This is a genomic window from Chryseobacterium sp. RR2-3-20 (assembly GCF_017808115.1).
GTDB classification, from domain to species: domain Bacteria; phylum Bacteroidota; class Bacteroidia; order Flavobacteriales; family Weeksellaceae; genus Chryseobacterium; species Chryseobacterium oryzae.
Window position 1 is genome coordinate 1 of the sequence record NZ_JADQBD010000026.1, and the last position, 21,053, is coordinate 21,053.

Here is a 21,053-nt window from a genome sequence, read left to right on the forward strand (position 1 = left end):
AATGCGTCCGCAGAAAGTTTCAATGCGAAAATAAAGAACTTCAGAATGCAACTTCGAGGCGTGAGAGACAAAGCATTTTTCCTTTTCAGATTATCCAAAATTTTTGCCTAGTCCCCAACTTTTGTTACTGATCCAGGTTTTTATTTGAAAAAATTTCATATCCAGAAAAGATTATTTATCTTACCGGAGTTCTGAATTCACCATAACCAATTAATCCGTCATAATTTCTTCCAAAAGGTCTATAATACAGAAAAGCCTGATAAAGATTTTCTGTTTGCCAGAAATTACCATTCACTTCGCCAAAATTCAGACTTCCGTTGTTTTCTTTTGTTGCCAAAACATAATTGTAAAAACCCTGTTTAAGATAAATTCTTGCAATATATTTTTTTGAAGCCTCATCGTATTGCATCTGAAATTCCTTTTTGGGCTGAAAATCATTAAAACCTCCCAAAACATAAAGTTCTTTATCTATAGGTTCCGAATCTAAAGAAAAATATACCCAAGAATAATCTGCTTCCCGCTCTGCATTTCTTTCTAAACCTAAGTCATTTCTACGATAATACCACGCTCCATTTACATCTGGCTGATATTGATAATTAAGCGGATACGCCCAAACCGAATGAAGATAAGTCTGATTAACTCCATCTAAAATATCTGTTGCGCGAACCATATCGGCTGCCATTTTCATATTTTTATTATCAAAGTAATAAAATTCATTATTACCGGGAAAGACAAGATTCAGTTGCTGGAAAAGCAATTCATTTCCCATTGTAGAACTCGGCTTCTGTCCGGAAATCTGCATATTGGGATTATTATTCTGCAAAAGAGTAAGGGTTATAGAATTAACATTCGATGTAAGATCACCGGCTTTTGCAACAGCCTGTACTTCTACCCTTTGGTTAACATTAGGGTTTTTGGCGTCTGCAAATCTTGAAATATTTAACGCTAAATTTGCCTGATCTTCAACAATTGAAAATCTTCTTGTAAAAAGCGGTTCATCTGCGGATCTTTTATAAACTATCAACTCAAAATTCCCTGAAATTTTAGGTTGAATTTTATCATTGGGAAATTTTAAAACATAATGAGTATATGGCTGCAGAGTATTAAACGAATACTGAAACTCATCCAACATTGCATTCATCTGCCCATTAGCAATTTCACTGAAAAAAAGATTATCGTATTCCCAGTTTCTGTCGTAATGCTTTATAGTATAGCGATATATTTCGCTAGAATTTGTAAGATCATCAAACCTCAGAATAAGCTGCTGCCCATTATAAATTACAGGAGTTTCATCATTTGTCTGAGGGTTAAACAACTGTATGCTTTGTATATTCTGCCCAAAGATAACCCCACCCAAAGACAGCAAAAATAATTGTAATGTTTTCATTATGACGAATATAATGAATATTTTAAACTACAGAAAACTTTATGCTTTTCTATGTGGATAAAAAAAAAGATTCAAATTTGTGAAAAAATAAAACCCGGAGTAATTTCACCGGGTTTTCATCCTTATAAATTGAAAATTTTTAATTCACTACAAATTTTCTTTCATTGATGAGTTCCGCAATTGCCAACATATCTTTTCCAATTAAACGGTCATCTTCCAGTTTTGTAACTTTAGAACGAAGAATAGCAAAATTTTCCTCAATAATTTTAGAACATTTTGCAGGTCTTCTAAACTCTAAGCCTTGTGCTGCAAACATTAGTTCAACCGCTAAAATATTTACTAAATTACCCAGAATCTGATTAAATTTTCTTCCTGAAATGCTCCCCATAGAAACATGGTCTTCCTGCCCTAAACTGGTAGGGATAGAGTCTGCAGAAGCCGGAAAACAAAGCGTTTTATTCTCGGTTACCAACGCCGCACTAGTGTACTGCGGAATCATAAATCCAGAATTTAATCCGGAACTTTCTGTAAGCAATCTCGGCAAACCATACTTTCCTTCAAGTAAAAGATAACTTCTTCTGTCTGAAATATTACCTAACTCTGCAGCGGCTAAAGTAGCATAATCTAATGGAAGTGCCATCAATTGTCCATGGAAATTACCTCCGGAAATAGATTCTTCAGCACTTAAAACAATTGGATTATCTGTTACAGAATTCAGTTCTGTTTCCGCCATCATTTTAAGATGTTCAAATGCATTTCGGCTAGCTCCGTGAACCTGAGGTACACAACGCATTGAGTAAGGATCCTGTACTCTTTCGCAATCTTCATGAGCTTGCAGATTTTCAGAATTTTTCAGGAATTTCAGCATTCTTGCCGCAACTTTTTTACTTCCTGCAAAAGGTCTTATTTCATGCAGTTCTTTTTTAAACGGACTTGCAGAACCTCTGTACGCTTCCAAACTCATCGCTGCAGTCATGTCTGCCAAATCCAGCAAATACTCAAATTTTTCTAAGCCTTTAATGGCATGAGCCAGAATAAACTGAGTTCCGTTGATTAAACCTAAACCTTCTTTCGGACCTAAAACCAAAGGTTCAAGATTATTTTTCTCTAAAATTTCTGAAGTTTCGAAAATTTCGTTCCCAATCCAAACTTGTCCGATTCCCAAAAGAGGCAAAACCAAATGTGAAAGAGGAGCCAAATCTCCTGAAGCTCCCACAGAACCCTGTTCTGGAACCACCGGAATAATATCTTTCTCCAACATTATAATTAATCTTTCGATTACCTCCAGAGAAACTCCCGAAAACCCTTTAGATAACGCATGAATTTTTGAAATCATCATTATTTTAGAAAGTTCTTTATCTATGGGCTTTCCTACTCCAACTGCATGAGAAATAATTAGATTATACTGTAACTGTGCAGTTTCATCCGCAGATATTTTGGTATCGCAAAGCGGACCGAAACCTGTATTTATACCATACACACAACGATCTGAATCTACAATCTGCTGAACGTTTTTCTGTGATTTTAAAATCTGTTTTTTCGCTGAGTCATTCAGCTTAGCTTTTCCTGGATCTTTACATATCGCTAAAACATCATGAAAACTAAGCGTATCTATTCCGTAAATCATTTAATAAAATTTCCTTAAAATTACACTTTTTAGTGTATTAGAAAAAAGGAAAATTAGTTCATATTACAATCATCATTTTTTTTACTTTTACATCTAAATTTTAAAACTCAAAAATGTATGAAAATTAAAGCTTTATTACTCGCTTTTTTTATGATTAGTCTTTCTGCTTTCTCTCAGGACAAAGTAAAATATTCTAAAGAAGACATCAAAAAAATGGAAACCTATTTATTTAATGAAGGTTTCACGGTTCCATCTTCAAAGAAAATATCTACCATTGTGTTGAAAGATGGTACAGTTTATAAAGGATATTGCAATGATGTAGACCGAAAAAAAGGACAGATTTATGAAATTGGCATTAAAGACAGTGCTACTAAAAAAGAACTGAAACTAAACGCAGAAAGTGTAAGCGAAATGTATATTTACCCAACCAATGCACAAAAAGTAGCTAAAGTGGGGAAATATTTCGGAAATATTAGAAATTTCGGAACTAAAAAACTTACTAAAAATACAACCAACGAAACCATTCATTTTGTAAATCAAACTGTTTCTTTAAAGAATAAAAAAGACGAAAAAGAGTTTTTGATGCAGTTGATTAATCCTGAATTCAGCGATATTATAGCAGTTTATTTTGATCCTGTAGCCAAAGAAACAGGAGGTTTTTCTATCGGAGGATCTCCACAGCTGGGTGGCGGAGTTACAAAATCCTATTATGTAAAAAAAGGAGATAAAGTAATTTGGCTTCACAAAGATGATTTTGAAAACAATTACGATTTTCTTTTTGGAGATAACGCAGAATTCATCAAAAAATATCCTAAAAATTCGGTAAAATGGGATTATTTCAGCTTTCTGGTAAGCGAATATACCCAAATGAGCGAAAGCTAATCCTTTAAAATAAAATATTACAAGCTGCAGAAATACTGCAGCTTTTTTTTGCACTGAATTTGCTTAAATTTGCCTTATGAATCCTTCTTTAGAGTTACAGCTTAAAACTTTACCTTCCGAACCCGGTGTTTATCGTTATTACGACAAAAACGAGAATCTCCTGTATGTTGGGAAAGCAAAAAATCTAAAGAAAAGAGTACTGTCTTATTTCAACAAGACACTATCCGGTTACCGAACGAGAATAATGGTTGGAAAAATCGTCCGCCTGGAAACAACGATTGTAAACAGCGAATACGATGCACTTTTGTTGGAGAACAACCTCATTAAAGAACATCAGCCAGTCTACAATGTGATGCTGAAAGACGACAAAACCTATCCTTGGATTTGTATTAAAAACGAAGAGTTCCCGAGAGTTTTCCTTACCCGAAATAAAATAAAAGACGGCTCCGAATATTACGGACCCTACGCAAAAGTACGTCCCGCAAAAATTTTGCTGGATACCATAAAACATATTTATAAACTCCGAACCTGCAACCTCAATTTGGCTCCCAGTAAAATTGATGAAGGTAAATATAAAGTCTGTCTGGAATTTCATATCAAAAACTGCGAAGGACCTTGCGAAGGCTTGGAGAGCAAAGCAGATTATGATGAAAAAATAGACGCAATCCGCGGAATTATTAAAGGAGATTTCCGGGCTGCAAAAGATTATCTGATAAAGCAAATGACTAAATATGCCGCCAATCTTCAGTTCGAAAATGCTCAGATGATTAAAGAAAGACTGAATATTTTAGAAGATTACCAGTCAAAAAACACTGTTGTAAACCCGAATATTGATGATGTTGATGTTTTTGGAATGACAAGCGATGAAACAGCTGCTTATGTTAATTATTTTAAAATCCGAAACGGAAATATCATCCAAAGTTTCACTACAGAAATAAAAAAAGTGCTTGAGGAGACAGACGAAGAAATAATGGAGGAAGCTTTAATTGAAATTCGGCAAAAATTCAACTCCAATTCCAAAGAAGTCCTGCTTCCCTTTCATCTCGGAATAGAAATTCCGGATGTAAAATTGATTATTCCTAAAGTAGGTGATAAAAAAAGAATTGTAGAGCTTTCGGAAAAAAATGCAAAAGAATACCGCATTGAAAAACTGAAACAGGTACAAATTGTAGATCCCGAAAGACATTCCAACAGAATTATGGCAGAAATGCAAAAGCTTTTGAGAATGCCGGTTGAACCAAGACATATTGAAGGGTTTGATAACTCTAACATCCAAGGAACCAATCCTGTTTCTGCATGCGTAGTTTTTAAAGACGGAAAACCAAGTAAAGCAGATTATAGAATTTTTCATCCAAAAACAGTGGAAGGTCCCAACGATTTCGCTACCATGGAAGAGGTAATCTACCGTAGATATAAAAGAATGCTTGATGAAGGCGAAAATCTACCGCAGTTAATTTTAATTGATGGTGGAAAAGGACAGCTATCTTCCGCTGTAAAAAGCTTGAAAATATTAGGTCTGTACGGAAAAATAACCATTGTGGGAATAGCAAAAAGGCTGGAAGAAATTTTCTTTCCGGAAGATTCTATACCTCTCTATTTAGACAAAAAATCTGAAACTTTAAAGGTTCTACAGCGGCTAAGAGACGAAGCACACCGTTTTGGAGTAAAACATCACCGTACAAGAAGAAAAAATTCTACCATAAAATCTGAGCTCGAAGAAATACCAGGAGTTGGAGAAAAAACAATTGCACTTCTTCTGTCTAAACTAAAATCTGTTAAAAGAATAAAAGAATCTAATCTGGAAACTTTAGAAGAAATTTTAGGTAAATCTAAAGCAAAAGTGATTTATGATTTCTTTAATGGTGAATAAAAAATATATTTTTTTAAAAACGTTTAAGAACCAGTGAACCTATTGCTATTTATAATGATTTGAATGCAGATTGGTCGATATTTTGTACTTCAATTATTTTAAAATAAACTTGAGAGTAATAAACGTATAAAAATTATATTTATGGCAAAAAATGTAGCTGAGCAGATCGTAGAAATGCTCGAAAATGCTAATGTAAAAAGAATATATGCAGTTACGGGAGACAGTCTTAATCATCTTAATATCGCAGTAAAAAAAAGCAGTATAGAATGGATTCATGTTCGGCATGAAGAAGTTGGCGCTTATGCTGCTGCTGCCGAAGCAGAACTCGATGGTTTTGCAGTCTGTGCAGGAAGCTGCGGTCCTGGTCATGTGCATTTAATAAATGGTGTTTACGAAGCACACCGATCCCATGTTCCTATGTTGGTAATAGCCTCTACAATACCGAGCGAGGAAATGGGAATGGATTATTTTCAGGAAACCAATACTATAAAACTTTTTGATGACTGCAGTTATTATAACCAAATGATAACCAGACCCGAACAGGTACAAAGAACAGTTCAGACAGCTATGCAACATGCCATATCCAAAAAAGGAGTTGCGGTTATAGGACTTCCGGGTGATGTTTCGGAAATGAATGCAGAAGAAGCTACGACTTCCAATAAAATATTCAGAACTAATCCTGTTATCCGTCCTTCCGATCATGAATTGGAAGATCTTGCAAAGCTCATCAACGAAAGTAAAAAAGTTACAATCTATTGCGGAATTGGAGCGGAACATTCTAATGCAGAAGTGGTTCAGTTATCAAAATTGCTAAAATCTCCGGTAGGATATTCTTTCAGAGGAAAAATGTCTATACAGCCCAACAATCCCAATGAAGTAGGTTTAACAGGTTTATTAGGGCTTCCTTCGGCATATCATGCGATGCACGATTCAGATTTGCTTTTACTTTTGGGAACAGATTTTCCTTATCAGAAATTTATGCCTGTAAAAAACAAGATTGTACAGATAGACGAAAACCCGGAAAGACTGGGAAGAAGAGCCAAACTGGAACTTGGTTTAGCGGGTGATGTAAAGGAAACAATTAAAGCGCTTATCCCTCTTTTAAAGGAAAAAGAAGATGATAGTTTCCTTAAACAACAGTTGGAATTTTATGATAAAGTAAAAGAAAACCAGCTTACCTATGTTAAAGACTCAGGAAAGGAAAATGCCATACAACCAGAATTTGTTACCCATATTTTAGACCGTATCGCTGCTAAAAATGCTATATTTACAGTAGACACAGGAATGTGTTGCGTTTGGGGGGCTCGTTACATTACAGGAACAGGAGAAAGAAAATTATTGGGTTCTTTCAATCACGGTTCTATGGCAAATGCATTACCAATGGCAATCGGTGCATCTCTTGCACATCCAGAAAGACAGGTAATTGCGATGTGTGGTGATGGAGGTTTATCTATGCTTTTGGGCGATATGGCAACGATTTTCCAATACAAATTGCCAGTAAAACTGATTGTTTTCAACAACCGAAGCCTCGGAATGGTAAAATTGGAGATGGAAGTCGCCGGAATGCCGGATAATGAAACCGATATGGTAAATCCGGATTTTGCAATGATTGCTCAGGCAATGGGCTATCCTGGCAAAAATGTACATCAGCCGGAGGAGGTAGAACAGGCTATTCAGGATTGCTTAAATCATAACGGACCTTATCTTTTAAATATTTTTACCAATCCTAATGCATTGGCATTACCTCCAAAAATTGAGATTGAGCAGGTTCTAGGAATGACAAAATCTATGACACAATTGATGTTGGGAGGAAAAATGCAGGAAGCTTTAGATACTGTAAAAACCAACTACAAACATATCAAAGATTTGCTTTAAAGTATGAAAATCATTGCATTATTTCCATAATAAATATTGTGATGGTTTATAAGCATATTTTTATTAATACAAAAAAGGCTTGCCTCAACAATGAGACAAGCCTTTTTTTAAACTGAACCAATTTATTTAGCTCCATTATCTGCGATGAAAAAATCATCGGCATCTTCCGCAATAGGAACGTAAAGTCTCTCCCATTCTTTACTGTTCACCATATCCCAACTGTGCCCTTTTCCTTTAAGATCCCTCCGCTAAAAGTATTGTACCTGGTTTGATGATAAATGTAGAACCATCTGATACTTTAAATTTAATATTCCCTTTTAAAGTAATTACATATTGTCTTCTTGGTGCAGGGTGTGCATTTTTTTCCCATTCTTCTGTTTTGTTGCTAAGCCAGAAAGTAGTAGTATTCATGTGTTTAAGAGTAGGTATTCTGCCTTTCTCAAACGCACAAGTACCATCTGCATTTAATTAACCTGTATGCAGGGATATAATCTTTAGACTCCTCTTTGTTAACTTTAAAGCTTAAATTTTTGCTTTCTTTCTTTTGAGCGTTTGCCATTGTGATTGTGTTAAATGCCATAATAACGCAAATTCCTTTAATGATATTTTTCATTGTAATAAAAATTTAAATAATATTATTGTTGTTTCTTAATTGTAAACGGTATCATATACCAACATTTTCTCAAAAAATGGTTTGTATTGCTGTACTAATGCTAGATGCTCCGGTAATTTTCCGTAAGCTTCGAGTTCTTCTAAAGAATCAAACTGCATCGCACAATTATAGGTATATGTGCTGTCTAAAACCGCCCTTGGAGAAGATCCTGCAGGTACTCCGTAGCATAGATTTTTTTGATAAGGCAATTTTTTAAGACCTTCGAAGAATTTTTCAAAATTTTTCACTTCTGTTGCAGAAAGATCTTTTCTGAGCCAGAAGAATAAGTTATGTGCGTACACTTTTTTATTTTTTAAAGGTTTAACATTAGTAAACATGGAGGCAAACATATTCCCTGAGATCAGCAAAAATGCAGAAGCCTGAATAGATCGAAATAAAAATTTTCTCCTTTCCATAATGATTATTTTTAGTTGAAATCTATTCTGTATTTCAAAACAAACTGCCATTTTCTATCAGATACAATACCATTATCCATTGCACTGTTGGTATAAATAGGTCTGTTTTGCGCATCAAAAGTTAATCTCGAAGACATTCCGTTCATAAGAAGTGAGATTCCTGCATCATAGATGACTACGTTATCCTTCAAAGCATCAAGATTAGACATCTGAATTCCTACTGCTGGCTGCAATTGCAGATTTTTCTTTTCTTTATTGAAGTAAGGCAGCGTACCTCCTACCTGCAGATAATAGGTGTTTCCTGTACCTATAACGGGCATAGAATTTCCTGCTCCATTAAGAGTTGCCAGTTTGGGATCTACAGATGTAGCAGGGTTATTGGTTCCTACGTAACGGATGTAGTTGGAACCGTAATCATTGTGCATTGCCATACCATATGCACTGATAGAAGTTCCTTTTTCTTTATTGAGCGGAGCATCATAAAATAAATCTACAGCAAAGTTTTTCATATCATCATTAATGGTATTTTTATCCAAATCCTGATGCCACATTGCATTATGAATATAATCGAAACCTGCTCCTAAGCTCAACACGTTCTTTTTCCCGGCATAGGTTCCGGAATTGAAAGGGGTTGATATATTTTCTTTGTCTAGAAAAGCATATCTGAAATATCCTGAAAAATCTTTACCCGGTGCATTTTTACTGAACGTGGCAACATTCACTTTAGGATCTGCAGCTGCCATTGTATAAGGATCTGCCAATACCAAACGGTAATCGAATCTTCCAAGCTGACCTTTTATATAGGCACTCAATTCTCTTACAGTATAATCTGTTGCACCAGCGTTAGAGGTAGCATAAGCCGGCAAATCAAACAATAATGTATTGAGCGGTCCGGTTGTAAATCTCGATAAACCTCTCCAAGTAGAACGCCCTGCACCAAAAGCAATCTTATCACTAAAACCATATTCTGCATAAGCATCCAAAAGATCGAAGTAATTACTACCTTTTGCATTCATATTTACGTTTGTGGTACCACCTTGCAGAACGAACATCAGTTTTTCTGTAGGCTTGTAGGTCATTTTTACCCTTACTCTTCTCAGCGAAAGGTCAGAAACATCAGACTTTGCCTGATTGTTGATACGACTACCAGGATTCAGCTGTGTATATCTTGCCCATAATTCTGCATAACCACTTAGAGAAATGTAGCGGGTACGTTCATTGTTCAGATAATGGGTGAGCATCGGGTTATTAAAATCATTTTTTTTCTGTGCTTCCACTTTAGAATACAAACCCAGCATTGATAATACTGCAAGACCGAGTTTAAAGGTTCTCCTTGTCATAATTTCTAATTATCTTAATTAATTTCGTTCGTTTTGATGGGACAAAATTAGATCGTGGAAACAAAGAACATTGTTAGAAAACTATTAGAAATTCTTTAGAAATTCATTAATACAGGTAAAAACTAAAAATATGAAATACCTTTGTACAGCGATATGAAGTTTAAAAAAAGCCAGTAATTAGCAGACCGATTTTTTTTGAATTTTTTATAATTTAAATTCACTTTTTATAGATGAAGGTTTTAATAGTAGAAGATAATGTACGTGTATCTGCTCTTATCAAACGAGGATTAGAGAGCCAGGGCTATGAGATATACATTTCTGAAGATGCCGAAGACGCCCTTGTAATGGCAGACAGAATACTTATTGACTTGGTAATAATGGATATCATGCTACCCACGATGAACGGTATTGAGCTCAGTAAAATTCTGAAAAAGAAAAATCCTGACTTGCCTATCATTATGCTTACTGCATTAGGAACTATTGATGAAAAAATAGAGGGTTTTGATGCCGGTGCAGACGATTATATGGTGAAGCCATTCGAGATAAGAGAATTGTACGCAAGGATAAAAGCTGTCTTGCTGAGAAAATCTTCGCCAACGACGAAGAACGAAATTTCGGATATTCTTGCCTATCAGGAACTTCAAATCAATAAAAAAAACAGCCGTGTTTTTCGCGATGGGAAAGAAATAAACCTTACCCCAAAAGAGTTTAAACTTCTAGTTTTCCTGATGGATAATCCTGAACGTGTACTGAGTAGAGAAGAAATTGCCGAAAATGTATGGGGCAATCATTTCGATACAGGTACCAATTACATAGACGTCTACATTGCTTATCTCAGAAAGAAAATTGATAAAAATTTTGAGAAAAAACTTATTCACACAAAACCTGGAATGGGCTTTATTCTCAGCCATCAATTATGAAAATTGCCACCAGAACAGCTTTAAGCTACGCACTTCTTACCGCAGTAATCCTATTCATTTTTGCTTACGTTCTGTATTTTGTTTCCGAAAAAATCGGGAAGACGAGTTCAATGACCGTTTAGGATATAAAATTACCTGGCGGTCGGAATTTTTATTTGATTTAAAACTAAGCGATTCAAAAATTAAAGAACTGCATGAAAGAAATAAAAAAATTACTGAACGAAGCCGACATCAGCGTTTACGACAGCAACAAGAAGTTGATTTTCACAGACATCCAACCTTCTTCTGAAAATAAGCATTATTTAGACCAGTTAATTCGTTCTCAAAAGGAAAAAATAACATGGCAAAAAAAAGGCCGCCAATATATGGATGTAAAATATCCTTTCCATGACAAAAAGTTTTATATCATAGGGAGTGCCGTAGATGTAACAGGAAATGCACACATTGCCGATTTTAAGAAAGATGTTATCATTATTTCCATTATCATCATTTTTGTAATTGGTTTTATTTTTTCTTATTATACTTTAAAGCCTTTAAAGGATATTATCATTCAGATTAAAGATATTTCTGAACATAACCTCAATAAAAGACTTATTGTTCCAAAAGCTAAAGATGAAATTTATGAACTTACGGAAACATTTAATTCCACATTCAACCGGCTGGAGAAATCATTTAATAACCACAGACAGTTTGTTACTACTATTTCGCACGAGTTTCGGACACCGCTTTCTACCTTAATTGCAGAGCTCGAACTTGCCAAAGAACTGAATGTAACATTAGAAGACTACAAAACTTCTATTGAAAATGCTTTGCAAGATGCCAATCAGGTATCACATCTTTCCACCGCACTTTTAGACTTTGCCAGAGCAAGTTATGATGTTTCCCAGATTACTTTTGTGGCACTTCGGTTAGACGAAATCCTTGTCGATTCTAAAATTACATTATGTCAAAAAAATCCGAATTATAACGTAGGCATCAATTACATGGACGATCTCGCCAATGAAGATGAAAGCAATTATGACCTCAGCGGAAATCCTTATCTTCTTCAGATTGCTTTTCTAAATTTAATGGAAAACGCATGTAAATATTCGCAAGATAAGTCCTGTAATGTTGAAATTGAGGTAAGAAACAGCAGTTTGGAAATCCGTTTTATAGATCACGGAATCGGAATATCGGAAAAAGACCAATTGAAAATTTTTGATCTTTTTTACAGAGGAGCAAACAAAAATTACGATCAGGGAAATGGCATCGGATTATCTATCGTTCAGCGAATTATAGAAATTCACCACGGCACCATCTCTCTCGAATCGCAAGAGGGAAAAGGCAGCATTTTTAAAATTCAGTTTCCTAAAAATTAGTTTTTTTATCAATTAAAGGTATTTAAATTTCTATTTAAACAAAAAACCGCCGATTTCTAGAAATCAGCGGTCTTTTATTAATAATTGAATGTGATAATTTATCTCGTCACCGTAAAATCTTTACGTTCCGGTCCAACCCCTTTTATGGTTAGCTTTTTCCAATGTTTTGGCAAAACGGTTTTATGCTGGATAATTCCATTCGCGGTAATCTCCAAACCGCCAAAACCATTGATGAAAGCTTGCAAAATGCCGCCCGCTCCGGTCATAAAGTACGGATTAGAACTCGTTGCAGTCTCAGCCAACACCCCAAACGGCGGACGTTGATTAGGCTGATAGGCTTTTTTAAAATAAGCATACGCTTTATCGGCATCGCCCAATCTCGCATACTGAACAGAGAACACTGAAAATGTCATCGCCGGACCATTGTTTTTATCGACTTTGTCGGAATAGTAGGCTAAATCTTTTTTAATCTGCACATCGTCCGTAATAATCCCTAAAGGATAAGCCAATAGATTTGCATCGGCTTGCTTTATTATTTGCCCGTTATAGCCTTTGTATTCCTGCGTTACGCCGTTAGACATTTTGTTAATGACCAACTTATCGCTGATCTGTTTCCAGATTTCAGGGGCTTTTTTGCCACAAATCGTCGATGCAAGAGTCGCATATTCCAAAGCTTTTTTGGCAGCTGCGTTGGTAAAAGCATTATCGTCTACGCCTTCTGCATATTCATCAGCTGCGATCACATAATTGATAGAGTAAGAACCATCGGTATTTTTCACCGCTCTGGACGTCCAGAATTCAGCGATTTTCTGCAACACGGGAAAACCTTCTTTCATCAACCAGTCTTTATCTTTGGTCATCTGATAATAATTCCAGAACGCAATGGCAACATCACCCGTGATATGATGTTCAAACTGTCCTGTCAATGCGTTAATGGGTGTCGCCTCTTCCCCTTTATCATCTGATTCCCACGGGAACATAGCACCTTTGTAACCGTAAGATAATGCGCGGTTTTCAGCAGCTCGCAAACGGTCGGTTCGGTAATCAATCATAGATTTGGCAATGCCCTGATTCATAAAAAGCATCGGGGGATACATCCATAGTTCGGAATCCCAAAAGATATGTCCGCTATAAAAAGTTCCGGACAATCCCATCGGAGAAATGCTCAATCTCGAATTTTCCAAGGCATTAGAATAGAGATTAAACAAGGCTGACCTTGCCACCAATTGGGCTTCATCATCGCCTTCCACCTCAATATCACCTTTCCAAAGCTCGTCCCAAAGTGCATAATGTTCATTCAAGATTCGGTCTGTTCCCAAAAACGAAACATAAATCACTTCTCGTTCGGCTTCACTTTTCGGGTCGTTGAAATCCCGTGTTGTACAAACGGAACCTACCAAAGAAAATTTAATGGTCTCCCCTTTTTTGATTTGACCTTCGAGGATATTTTTTTGTTGATTTTCATTTCGTACGGTCAACTTCTTTCTATCGAAAATAAATTCGGATGAGGCCACCACATTATGGGCTTTTTTGGCTGAGGATGCTTCGGTTTCCAAAATCATCGCTTTGCCACCATCCAGACCAACATTGGCTGTCACCAAGCGGTTTTTAACATCGATGTAACCGCCCGGAATATCCATCTGGTTAAGGCATTGCAGATTGATATTGTCTAAAGCTTTGACTTCAATTTCGATCAATCCTGAATACGGTAAATTCCTCAATGCAGCGATATGATATTTGATTTCAGCTTTACCCGGAATGGTAAAAGATGTGCTGTGAATGGCTTTTTTCATATCGATCGACTGTTTGCAATTCGTTATTGATTGGGAGTCGACTTTCTGTTGATTCACAAACATTTCTAAATGAAACGGATTGATGCCCTGCAAAGCCTGATTGACGCCCGCATCACCGATATCAAATACGTGATTCAGCATCACGTGCTGCACAGAAAAAGGCTCTTTCCAGGGAAGAATCCCAATTTTTCCGCTGGCTATGGGCGCACCGACATAGTTGTCGGTGCTGGTTGCCTCAATAGTCCAGAGTGATTTTTTCTGTTGCGCATTGAATGTCGTCACACACAAAATGGCGAACAAAAATGTTTTACAGAATTTGTTTTTGCACATTATAAAAGGTTTACAATGATTTTAAATCTTTGATTTCTGCTTTATCTTTTACCGGAACGATGCTGATGGCATAACCGCCGCCAGGAACAGAAAGTTGCTCTAATTTTGATTTGCTGGTTACCACCACTTTGCGGATGTTGTAAGCCTGCGTATTTTTAAGATAATCGGCATCTTTGGCATCAGAATAAATTGTTGCAATGTACTGTTTGCCTTTATCCAAGAAATCAAAAGAAATTTTCGAAGTGAAAGGTTTGTAACCCGCCACATTTCCTACAAACCATTTGTCTGTACCTTTTGCTTTTCTGGCAACTGTAATATATTGTCCCGGCTCAGCCTCCAGATATTTGCTATCATCCCAATCTACCGCTACATCTTTGATGAATTGGAAAGCATCCGGGAACTTTTCATAATTCTCAGGGAAGTCCGCCGCCATCTGTAAAGGGCTGTACATCGTAACATATAATGCCAACTGGTTAGCAATAGTTGCATTAACGTGAGAACCGTTGGTGACGTCCATTTGGAAAATCCCAGGCGTATAATCCATTGGGCCACCAATCAATCGTGTGAATGGCAAGATGGTTACGTGGTTTGGATTATTTCTCTCGTTCCCGAAAGCCTGATATTCTGTCCCTCTTGCAGACTCGTTTCCGATAAGGTTAGGATAAGTTCTGGCAATCCCGGTTGGACGAACCGCTTCGTGGGCATTGACCATAATTTTATAATCAGCCGCTTTTTCAATGGCATATAGATAATGGTTGTTTGTCCATTGGCTGTAGTGGGTTTCTCCTAGGGGAAGGATGCTTCCTACATAACCACTTTTCACGGCATCGTATCCGTATTTGTTCATCAGTTTATAGGCTTCATCCATATGACGTTCATAGTTTCTAATGGAAGCCGAAGTCTCGTGGTGCATAATAATTTTCACCCCTTTAGAATGCGCATAAGCATTAAGTGCTGCAATATCAAAATCAGGATATGGCGTTACAAAATCGAACACGTAATCTTTATCATTACCAAACCAATCTTCCCAACCGATGTTCCAGCCTTCTACCAAAACGGCATCGAAACCATTTTTGGCGGCAAAATCAATATATCGTCTCACATTCGCATTGTTCGCACCGTGTTTTCCGTTTGGTTTTGCTTTGCTGTAATCCGTAACGCCCAACTGGACAGAAGGAAACTCATCGGTATAAGACCAGCTGCTTTTCCCGGAAATCATTTCCCACCAAACACCCACGTATTTCGTCGGTTTTATCCAAGACGTATCCGTGATTTTGCTTGGGTCGTTCAGGTTATAAGTCATTTTGGATGCTAAGATATTTCGGGCATCATCGCTGACAATAATCGTTCTCCAAGGTGTGTGGCGTGGCGCCTGCATTTTACCTTTGTCCCCGTGAGAATCCGGCGTTAGCCAAGATTCAAATACCATATTTTTATCATCCAAATTAAGATGCATACAAGAATAATCGATTAAAGCCGCCTCGTGCAGGTTGATGTAAATGCCGTCAGCCGTTTTCATCATCAAAGAGGTCTGAACGCCAGTTGGCGAAAATGAAGTCTGAGACACATTTCCTTTTTCATAAGATTTGGACATCAAACCTCTTATTTCTGACAATTTTGACGTTGTATAATTGTACTCTTGGGTATCATAATCGCCCGGAATCCAGTATGCTGTATGGTCTCCTGTCATAGCAAATTGCGTGCGCTCTTCTTTAATGGTGAAATAAACCAGATTTTTCTGTTGAGGAAACTCATAACGGAAGCCTAAACCATCGTCAAACAAACGGAAACGGATGTCCATATAACGGTCGGTTCCCTTTTGTTTCAGGCTAACCAACACTTCGTTGTAATGGTTGCGGATGGTTTTTGTTTCACCCCAAACCGGCTTCCAGGTTTCATCAAAAGTGGCCGTTTTACTACCGATGACTTCAAAATTGCTGAACAATGAATTCTGAGGGTCGTTTTGAGCTACATTTTTATACTTCAGTTCCAATCCCAAATGGCTTGGTTTAATCACTTCTTTACCTTTGTAAATCAGTTTATAGGTTGGATATCCCCCATTCTGGATGGAAAAATCCATCACAAATTTGCCATCCGGCGATTTTAGCTGTTGTGCAAAAATCAGGCTTACAAAACTTAATGCTACAAGCAATAATAACTTCTTCATTCTACTAATTTTTATTGATTTTAATATTAATATTCTTTCTTAGATCCGCTGTTTTAACCAGAATCTTGTTTCCCTTTTCATCCCAGCTCCAAGCATTGCCAGGGATTTCCTTTCCATCCTCGAAAGCTTCAAAAGCTATAAAAGTAACATTTTTATCATTAAGCATCACCGAATTTGGTTTAGCCTCCACTAAAAGACTCAACACAAAATTCCTTCTGTCAGACTGATGAAAACCCTTATCCTCCGGCTTGATATCAATGATATAAGCCTTCGCTAAAGTGGTACAGACGATGTTGGTCAATGAATAAATATCTTTCAGGTAATCCTGATTTTCACCTTCATCTTCATACAAGGTAAAGCTGGCTTTTTCATCCTCATAATTCGGGAAAATATGGAAGGTTACGGGATAATCTTTTTTCTCGTGGATGTACTGCATTACAGGCATCATCGGCACAATAGAACCTTTTTTGACAAAAATAGGGATGGTATTGAGTGGTGCTTTGTAAGGCAGTTTTTCGCCACCCAGATATTCTGTTTTTTTATCATTAAAATCAATCCATTCGCCATCCGGGAAATAAACTCGTTTTACACGTTCGCCTTTTTTGAGAACAGGCGCCACAAGAATCTCTTCTCCAAACATAAACTGATTATCTATTTTTGCGGCTTCGGGATCTTTTGGATATTCCATAAAAAGACCTCTGGTAATCGGCAATCCGGTGTCGTGCGCTTTTCTGGAATAAGTGTATAAGTAAGGAAAAAGCTGATATTTCAGTTCAATAGCGGCTTTGGTATTTTTCTCTGCCACTTCCCCAAATTTCCAGGGTTCTACCGCATTGTCACCTTCGTGGTGTGCACGGCTAAGCGGACAAAACACGCCAAACTGCATCCATCTTGTGTAGAGTTCTGCCATTGCAGGATAATCTGTGATATCGCCACAATATCCGGAGATATCGGTTGTCCAGAACGGGATTCCGCCTAAACCTGCGGAAATACCAACGGCCACCTGATTTTCCATCTGAGACCAACCTTCCAAAACGTCACTGCCATTCCCGCTGTCGTTGGTCCATCCAAAAGTGTAACGCTGCAAACCTGCGTAGGCTGAACGGGTCATCTGGAAAATACGCTTGTTGGGATTTCTTTTATCAAACTGTTCTTTTACCACTTTGTCCCAGGTTAATCCAAAAACATTATGGATCTCATCATGCATCCCCAGATGGTGCTTCATATTGAGTCGGTCGGTATCTTCTTCATTGCTCCAGGCCGGTTCGCCCATATCTGTCCAAAAACCGCTGATGCCATCATCCAAAGGTTTTTGCTGGTATTTGCCCCACCAGTCGGCAACTGCGGGAAGCGTAAAATCTACTACGCCACAATTTCCGCCCCAAGGCCAAGGCATTTCGTAGGCTTTGTCTGTGCGGACATCCTTTACAAAATAACCCAGTTTATTGGCTTCGATATATTGTTTGTTGTCTTTTTTCGAAATCACGGGATCCTGGGAAACAATCATTTTGAAACCATTAGCTTTCAGTTTTTTGAGCATTCCTTTGGGATCGGTGTAGTTGCCTTTTCGCCACTCAAAATCCTGAAGATTCTGAGTCCAGCCGATATCCTGATAAATCACATCAATGGGAATCTGCCGTTTCCTGAACTCTGCTGCAATTTCCAAAGCCTGATCTTCTCTGGTGTACAAACCGCGACTTTGCGCAAAACCTAACGCCCATTTTGGCGGCATAATCGGTTTCCCTGTCAGAGTAATATATTGCTTCTGGATATCCTTATAATCTTTTCCGGAGATGAAGTAATAGACAAATGCACCATCTGGCGCTTCAAAGGAATAATAATCTGGAGATTCTGTCCCGAATTTGAATTCGCTTTTATAAGTATTATCCAGGAAAATCCCATAGTTATAACTGCTCATAAAAAACGGAATACTCTTGGCAATCGGATCTTCTGTGGTGGAGTAACAAGGTTTGTCGCTGTTCCACATTTTATAGTTTTTCCCTCTTCTGTTAAGTGTTCCGGTTTTCTCGCCCAAGCCAAAAAACTGCTCATCACTTCTTAGGTTTTTGTAGGACTTTACACCTTTCCCGTTTGGGACATTTCCTTTGTCGTTATAATCGCTAAAAACCAGTTTCTGATATTTGTCGAAAATCTGGAGTTGCATAGGATTTTTATTGACACGGATTCTCAATTTTGAAGTGAAGATCTCGTAGGCAGAAGGTTCTTCGTTCACTGATATCTCGCCGACATTTTCCAATTGGTCATTAACGACCACGAAAGAAGGATTCTGACGGGAGAATTTGCCCGACGGATCGAACCAAACTTTCACGACAGAACTGCTGTTAATGGTTAGCGACAACTTGGCGCCGTCTTTACAATTGAAGACAACCTGATTGGCATTTTTTGTGAATGAAATGACCTCGCCGGCGGAAAGCTGCGAAGAAAAGAATAAGGCTAAGATCAGGAAACTTATCTTTTTTATCATACTTTTTATCATTTTGAAACCGCAACAGTTAAATATAGTCTATCTAAATGCTGCGGTTGTCAATAATTAAAATTGTTAAATAGGTGAATGTTTAATATCCTGGGTTTTGTGAAAGATTAGGATTTCTGTCTCTTTCAATCTGGGGAACCGGTAAAAGAAGGTGCTTGTTTGTTGCATTGGTTTTACCGATAGAATGTAAAAAGTCTAACCCGTATTGTCCGTTGTTTACCCGAACAAGATCAAACCATCTCTGTCCTTCGAAAGCCAGCTCCATTCTTCTTTCGTGAAGAACTTTATCTCTAAATGCGGATTGCGACAAACCTGAAACCGGAGCCAATCCCGCTCTTGCTCTTACCGTATTAAGCGGTACTGCCGCCAAAGAGGTCTGTCCCAATTCATTTAAAGCCTCTGCTTTCATCAGCAAAACTTCAGAATAACGCATTACAGGAAAGTTTAAAGGACTATTGTTATATGAAGGAAATGCTGAAAGAGGAACCAAAAATTTTCTAACATTATACCCCGTTAGAGAATAAGATGAGGTATAGGATTTCCCATCATATTGAGGACATCCGTCATAAAAAATTGATTTTGCTTTTCGATTGTCTCCCGTTTCGTAGCTGTTTACAAATTCCTGCGTTGGCTGGTTCCAGCCCCAACCGCCACCTACGAAATTAGAGCCTCTTGGTCCCATAAAGGTACTTGCCCAGGATGCCTGATTTTGGTTTCCCCAAAAATCATAGTTTCCGTCGGATGCATATTGCACTTCAAATAAAGATTCGTTGGAGTTTTCTGTATTTACATTAAAATTATCAGAATAATCTGTATTTAGTGTATATCCCATACTTTCCAGCTGTGTTGTTAAATCTACCACTTTTTGCCAGTTTCCAAGAGTGAGATAAACTTTTGCTAAAGCACCCATTGCCGCACCTTTGCTTGCTCTGCCCTTATCTGTACTGCCATAACTTTCTTTTGCAGGAAGAAGTGCAATTGCTTTTTCTAAATCTGAAATAATAAGATTATAAATATCTGATTTTGGAGCTCTTGAGGGATATAAATCACCATTTACATCCTGAGGCTCTGTTACCAAAGGAACATCCCCAAAAAATCTTACCAGAACAAAATAATAATGAGATCTAAGGAAATACGCTTCTCCCATGCAACGGTTTTTAATATCGCTGTTGATATTGAGAGACGGAGCTGTTTTAAGAACAATATTGCTTGAAAGAATTCCGGGCCATGGACCTCTCCAAAGATCCAAAACTCCCTGATTATCGGTACTGGTTACGAAATTGGAAAGCTGAGTCGTTTCTATACCGTCATCACCTCCTCCTGCTCCTACAATACTGTTTCCAGCGAATATATCGGTAGTCCACATTCTCATGTTGTAGAGCTTGGGCCATTGAAGCGGTTGATAAGCACCGTTTACCATCGTGATAAGCTCGGCTTCCGTTTTAGGATAATTTCCTGTATTGATGGTATCGGGCTGCACTTTATCCAGAAAATCGTCGCTGCAATTCGTCAGTGTAAGTGCAATAAGTGCCAATAGTGTAATTTTTATCTTTTTCATGTCTGATATTATTTAAAATGCAACATTAAGTCCTAGAGAAACTGTTCTTGTGATTGGATAAGTACCATTGTCTACTCCGTTTACCGGAACTTCAGGATCAAACCCTGAATATCTCGTCCAGGTTACCAGATTTTGTGCAGATACAAAGATTTTCACAAGATTTAGATTTTCTCCAAAAACACCTTTCGGAAGCGTATAGCTAAGGTTAATATTTTTAATTTTAATGTAAGACCCATCTTCTACATAACGGCTGCTTACACGGGTATTTTGGTTAGGATCACCAAAAACAGCTCTTGGCATATCCTTGCTTGTTCCTGCACCTGTCCATCTGTCTAGAACTCCTACTCCTTGGTTTTGAATAACAGCCATTGCTTCGGTATACAT

Annotated in this window: 16 protein-coding genes and 1 pseudogene; 7 read left to right on the forward strand and 10 right to left on the reverse strand. The window is 37.5% G+C overall.

Translation table 11 applies throughout. The features are described 5' to 3' along the window. A pseudogene (locus IV513_RS15940) lies at positions 1 to 111 on the forward strand (DDE transposase); the annotation flags it as partial. A 64-nt stretch (positions 112 to 175) separates the two neighbouring features. Here IV513_RS15940 and IV513_RS07965 read toward each other — a convergent pair. Next, a complete protein-coding gene (locus tag IV513_RS07965) occupies positions 176 to 1,387 on the reverse strand; it encodes a type IX secretion system plug protein domain-containing protein (protein ID WP_209390067.1) in 1,212 nt (403 codons plus the stop codon). 139 nt (positions 1,388 to 1,526) lie between these two features. After that, positions 1,527 to 3,014, reverse strand: a complete 1,488-nt coding sequence (gene hutH, locus IV513_RS07970; RefSeq protein WP_209390068.1) for a histidine ammonia-lyase — start codon at positions 3,012 to 3,014, stop codon at positions 1,527 to 1,529. Positions 3,015 to 3,131: 117 nt separating this feature from the next. Here hutH and IV513_RS07975 point away from each other — a divergent pair, with 117 nt between their 5' ends. The 3 genes from IV513_RS07975 to IV513_RS07985 all read left to right on the forward strand — a co-directional run bounded on the left by IV513_RS07975 (position 3,132) and on the right by IV513_RS07985 (position 7,641). After that, a complete protein-coding gene (locus tag IV513_RS07975; protein WP_209390069.1) occupies positions 3,132 to 3,896 on the forward strand; it encodes a hypothetical protein in 765 nt (254 codons plus the stop codon). A gap of 76 nt (positions 3,897 to 3,972) precedes the next feature. Next, positions 3,973 to 5,766 carry an excinuclease ABC subunit UvrC gene (uvrC, locus tag IV513_RS07980; RefSeq protein WP_209390070.1) on the forward strand — a complete coding sequence of 598 codons (1,794 nt, stop codon included), beginning with the start codon at positions 3,973 to 3,975 and terminating at the stop codon, positions 5,764 to 5,766. A gap of 141 nt (positions 5,767 to 5,907) precedes the next feature. Then, entirely contained in the window at positions 5,908 to 7,641 is a 1,734-nt protein-coding gene (locus IV513_RS07985; RefSeq protein WP_209390071.1) for a thiamine pyrophosphate-dependent enzyme, read from the forward strand. A 234-nt stretch (positions 7,642 to 7,875) separates the two neighbouring features. Here IV513_RS07985 and IV513_RS07990 read toward each other — a convergent pair whose 3' ends face one another. From IV513_RS07990 to IV513_RS08000, 3 genes are all read right to left on the reverse strand, one after another. Continuing rightward, positions 7,876 to 8,052 carry a hypothetical protein gene (locus tag IV513_RS07990; protein WP_209390072.1) on the reverse strand — a complete coding sequence of 59 codons (177 nt, stop codon included), beginning with the start codon at positions 8,050 to 8,052 and terminating at the stop codon, positions 7,876 to 7,878. A 237-nt stretch (positions 8,053 to 8,289) separates the two neighbouring features. Then, the gene (locus tag IV513_RS07995) at positions 8,290 to 8,709 is read right to left on the reverse strand and encodes a Dabb family protein (RefSeq protein ID WP_209390073.1); all 420 of its coding nucleotides are present in this window, start codon (positions 8,707 to 8,709) and stop codon (positions 8,290 to 8,292) included. Between the two features lie 11 nt (positions 8,710 to 8,720). After that, positions 8,721 to 10,049, reverse strand: coding sequence for a hypothetical protein (locus IV513_RS08000; protein WP_209390074.1), 1,329 nt, complete (start codon positions 10,047 to 10,049; stop codon positions 8,721 to 8,723). A 230-nt stretch (positions 10,050 to 10,279) separates the two neighbouring features. Here IV513_RS08000 and IV513_RS08005 point away from each other — a divergent pair, with 230 nt between their 5' ends. After that, positions 10,280 to 10,969, forward strand: a complete 690-nt coding sequence (locus IV513_RS08005) for a response regulator transcription factor (protein WP_209390075.1) — start codon at positions 10,280 to 10,282, stop codon at positions 10,967 to 10,969. A 194-nt stretch (positions 10,970 to 11,163) separates the two neighbouring features. Beyond that, complete coding sequence (locus IV513_RS08010; protein ID WP_209390076.1) at positions 11,164 to 12,327, forward strand: sensor histidine kinase KdpD; 1,164 nt, start codon at positions 11,164 to 11,166, stop codon at positions 12,325 to 12,327. A gap of 98 nt (positions 12,328 to 12,425) precedes the next feature. Here the strand turns inward: IV513_RS08010 and IV513_RS08015 are convergent, their stop codons facing one another. Beyond that, positions 12,426 to 14,120: a glycoside hydrolase family 65 protein gene (locus IV513_RS08015; RefSeq protein WP_209390077.1), complete on the reverse strand. Its 1,695-nt coding sequence runs from the start codon at positions 14,118 to 14,120 to the stop codon at positions 12,426 to 12,428. A gap of 69 nt (positions 14,121 to 14,189) precedes the next feature. On the opposite strand from IV513_RS08015, the gene IV513_RS08020 reads away from it, so the two are divergent. After that, positions 14,190 to 14,372 (forward strand): hypothetical protein, encoded by a 183-nt coding sequence (locus IV513_RS08020; RefSeq protein ID WP_209390078.1) that lies wholly within the window; start codon positions 14,190 to 14,192, stop codon positions 14,370 to 14,372. Between the two features lie 88 nt (positions 14,373 to 14,460). Here IV513_RS08020 and IV513_RS08025 read toward each other — a convergent pair whose 3' ends face one another. The 4 genes from IV513_RS08025 to IV513_RS08040 all read right to left on the reverse strand — a co-directional run bounded on the left by IV513_RS08025 (position 14,461) and on the right by IV513_RS08040 (position 21,053). Continuing rightward, positions 14,461 to 16,617 (reverse strand): glycoside hydrolase family 97 protein, encoded by a 2,157-nt coding sequence (locus IV513_RS08025; protein ID WP_209390079.1) that lies wholly within the window; start codon positions 16,615 to 16,617, stop codon positions 14,461 to 14,463. 4 nt (positions 16,618 to 16,621) lie between these two features. Continuing rightward, positions 16,622 to 19,102, reverse strand: a complete 2,481-nt coding sequence (locus tag IV513_RS08030; RefSeq protein ID WP_245168898.1) for a glycoside hydrolase family 31 protein — start codon at positions 19,100 to 19,102, stop codon at positions 16,622 to 16,624. A 91-nt stretch (positions 19,103 to 19,193) separates the two neighbouring features. After that, positions 19,194 to 20,669: a RagB/SusD family nutrient uptake outer membrane protein gene (locus IV513_RS08035; protein WP_209390081.1), complete on the reverse strand. Its 1,476-nt coding sequence runs from the start codon at positions 20,667 to 20,669 to the stop codon at positions 19,194 to 19,196. 12 nt (positions 20,670 to 20,681) lie between these two features. Next, positions 20,682 to 21,053 carry a hypothetical protein gene (locus IV513_RS08040; protein WP_209390082.1) on the reverse strand — a complete coding sequence of 124 codons (372 nt, stop codon included), beginning with the start codon at positions 21,051 to 21,053 and terminating at the stop codon, positions 20,682 to 20,684.

Excerpts from the sequence above, each read along its gene's own strand:
- IV513_RS07990 (WP_209390072.1), bottom strand. The coding sequence starts at position 8,052 with ATGAATACTACTACTTTCTGGCTTAGCAACAAAACAGAAGAATGGGAA.
- IV513_RS07995 (WP_209390073.1), bottom strand. The coding sequence starts at position 8,709 with ATGGAAAGGAGAAAATTTTTATTTCGATCTATTCAGGCTTCTGCATTT.
- IV513_RS08040 (WP_209390082.1), bottom strand. The coding sequence starts at position 21,053 with ATGTATACCGAAGCAATGGCTGTTATTCAAAACCAAGGAGTAGGAGTT.
- IV513_RS08005 (WP_209390075.1), top strand. The coding sequence starts at position 10,280 with ATGAAGGTTTTAATAGTAGAAGATAATGTACGTGTATCTGCTCTTATC.
- IV513_RS07965 (WP_209390067.1), bottom strand. The coding sequence starts at position 1,387 with ATGAAAACATTACAATTATTTTTGCTGTCTTTGGGTGGGGTTATCTTT.
- hutH (WP_209390068.1), bottom strand. The coding sequence starts at position 3,014 with ATGATTTACGGAATAGATACGCTTAGTTTTCATGATGTTTTAGCGATA.
- IV513_RS07985 (WP_209390071.1), top strand. The coding sequence starts at position 5,908 with ATGGCAAAAAATGTAGCTGAGCAGATCGTAGAAATGCTCGAAAATGCT.
- IV513_RS08035 (WP_209390081.1), bottom strand. The coding sequence starts at position 20,669 with ATGAAAAAGATAAAAATTACACTATTGGCACTTATTGCACTTACACTG.
- IV513_RS07975 (WP_209390069.1), top strand. The coding sequence starts at position 3,132 with ATGAAAATTAAAGCTTTATTACTCGCTTTTTTTATGATTAGTCTTTCT.
- uvrC (WP_209390070.1), top strand. The coding sequence starts at position 3,973 with ATGAATCCTTCTTTAGAGTTACAGCTTAAAACTTTACCTTCCGAACCC.
- IV513_RS08025 (WP_209390079.1), bottom strand. The coding sequence starts at position 16,617 with ATGAAGAAGTTATTATTGCTTGTAGCATTAAGTTTTGTAAGCCTGATT.
- IV513_RS08010 (WP_209390076.1), top strand. The coding sequence starts at position 11,164 with ATGAAAGAAATAAAAAAATTACTGAACGAAGCCGACATCAGCGTTTAC.
- IV513_RS08000 (WP_209390074.1), bottom strand. The coding sequence starts at position 10,049 with ATGACAAGGAGAACCTTTAAACTCGGTCTTGCAGTATTATCAATGCTG.
- IV513_RS08015 (WP_209390077.1), bottom strand. The coding sequence starts at position 14,120 with ATGAAAAAAGCCATTCACAGCACATCTTTTACCATTCCGGGTAAAGCT.
- IV513_RS08020 (WP_209390078.1), top strand. The coding sequence starts at position 14,190 with ATGAAACGGATTGATGCCCTGCAAAGCCTGATTGACGCCCGCATCACC.
- IV513_RS08030 (WP_245168898.1), bottom strand. The coding sequence starts at position 19,102 with ATGATAAAAAAGATAAGTTTCCTGATCTTAGCCTTATTCTTTTCTTCG.